This window comes from Shewanella sairae, assembly GCF_023283535.1.
Classification (GTDB): domain Bacteria; phylum Pseudomonadota; class Gammaproteobacteria; order Enterobacterales; family Shewanellaceae; genus Shewanella; species Shewanella sairae.
Genome location: NZ_JAKILT010000171.1, coordinates 1 through 1,440, shown reverse-complemented (window position 1 = coordinate 1,440; position 1,440 = coordinate 1). Strand labels below are relative to the sequence as shown.

General features: G+C 39.4%; 2 protein-coding genes. One reads left to right on the top strand and one right to left on the bottom strand.

Annotated elements, in window-relative coordinates; translation table 11 throughout:
• Positions 1–276: 276 nt before the first annotated feature.
• Positions 277–621, bottom strand: coding sequence for a TraK family protein (locus tag L2748_RS23890; protein WP_220783607.1), 345 nt, complete (start codon positions 619–621; stop codon positions 277–279).
• A gap of 342 nt (positions 622–963) precedes the next feature.
• On the opposite strand from L2748_RS23890, the gene traJ reads away from it, so the two are divergent.
• Positions 964–1,347, top strand: coding sequence for a conjugal transfer transcriptional regulator TraJ (gene traJ / locus L2748_RS23885; RefSeq protein WP_220783606.1), 384 nt, complete (start codon positions 964–966; stop codon positions 1,345–1,347).
• Positions 1,348–1,440 lie beyond the last annotated feature (93 nt).

Genomic DNA, 1,440 nt, shown 5'->3' with positions numbered 1-1,440 from the left:
TGATTAGTTAACATATCTTAAGTAATGTTTTAAAATGAGCAAATTAATTCAGGGGCAAGAGTCAGAAGCAAAGATAGACCTTCTTTTATCGTTAACTCGCATCAATAGTGTGAATAAAATTGATGCTTTAAAATTGCACTTGGTCAAAGGTTATCCTGCTGTCATGGCCTACGAACTATGCGATGTGAAGCAACAGAATTTCAAGTCTACCTTGGACGCACTAAATAGGGTCTATACCACTCATGAGAAGTTGAACGAACTTTGACTTTGCGAACTTTAAATCAAATCTTCAGGGTTATAGTTAGGCGTCCAATTAAAGCCATTATTATTTTTTGTGCTGTTTTCCCTAGTCGTTTTTAAGGGCTGGGTTTTAGTCAGCGTTTGGGGCTTAACCTGGATAGGTGAAACGCTTGGTAAGTAGTTTGTGACGTATTTACAAAACGTAAAATAACTCCCTAAAAAAACACCATCTTTCTTTAGTCTTTCCCATATTTTTTTTCTTGAATACCCTTCTTCCAAAGACTGCTGAATATGCTCTTTTTGAGAAAGGAAAAATGGGAGTAAGTTGCTTGGCAACGGCTCATTTTCCTTTAGTTCTTGGTACACATTGTAATTTTGCATGTCAAATTTTCCATCTTCGGTGACTCTAAACGGTAATTCTCTTTTGTGATCATTGCTTTTTGATTAACTTAAATCACCGAAATCCCAACCATTATCACCGAAAACTCAAGTTAAATCACTCTGCGAAGTAATTTAATCAATAAAAAATAAAGTAAAGTTGAACTAAAATCACGGACCGCTTAACATGGATCAACTGCTTTTAGCAGGCAAGATATGTGAAGTGGTCCCACCGTCGCAAGCTAGGTGTTTCTACTTCACTTTTGTCCTTATTCGCACTGCGTGCTCAACGTCTCTTGCTCTGCGAGGCTAACTGACTACCGTCAGTTTTAATGGAAGGAACATATGGATAATTCAACTGATTCAAACAAGAAAATAACGCGGAAGACTCAGGCGCCAATTAAGGTCTATTGCCTACCAGAAGAGAAAGAACGAATAGCGGCTAATGCAGCTCAAGCAGGTAAGAGTTCCTCTGCTTTTTTACTTGCCGTTGGACAAGGGTATGAAATTACGGGAGTCGTTGATGCTGAACAAGTCCGAGATATGGCGCGTATAAATGGCGATTTAGGGCGTATGGGGGGCTTGTTGAAATTATGGCTAACTGATGACAAACGCACTGTTGGATTTAAAAAATCGACGTTGATTTACCTTTTGCAACGTATAGAGGCAAACCAAGCAGAACTCGCGCTAACCATGTCAAAGGTTATTAGGCCGAGAATGCATCCGTGATTGCAAAGCACGTAAAGCCTAGAGGCAGCACTAAAAGCAGCTTTCATCGCTTAGTTGATTACATTACTGACGAGCAGGATAAGGAACATCGAG